Annotated in this window: 1 protein-coding gene; it reads left to right on the top strand. The window is 68.4% G+C overall.

The genetic code is table 11. The features are described from left to right. Window positions 1-332: tetratricopeptide repeat protein (locus RM780_RS27745; RefSeq protein WP_311633654.1), on the top strand; the 332-nt coding region annotated here is incomplete at both ends.

The raw sequence follows: 332 nt of genomic DNA, 5'->3' as shown, positions 1-332 counted from the left end.
GTGAAGGAGGGGCGCTGAGCAATCTCGGTCTCGCCCTGGCGGAGGTGCGACGGTTCGAGGAAGCGATCGAGACCCTCACCCGTGCGGTCGGCATCTTCCGCGAGCTCGATGACCACCACCGTGAAGGCCAAGCGCTGAACAACCTCGCTCTCGCCCTGCGGGAAGTGCGACGGTTCGAGGAGGCGATCGAGGCCCACACCCGGGACCTGGCCATCTGCCGCGAGCTCGGTGACCGCCACCGTGAAGGAGGGGCGCTGAGCAATCTCGGTCTCGCCCTGGCGGAGGTGCGACGGTTCGAGGACGCGATCGAGACCCTCACCCGTGCGGTCGGC

Origin of the sequence: Streptomyces boetiae, from assembly GCF_031845405.1 — a bacterium.
Taxonomy (GTDB): Bacteria; Actinomycetota; Actinomycetes; order Streptomycetales; family Streptomycetaceae; genus Streptomyces; species Streptomyces boetiae.
This window is presented reverse-complemented; position numbering and strand designations above follow the sequence as displayed.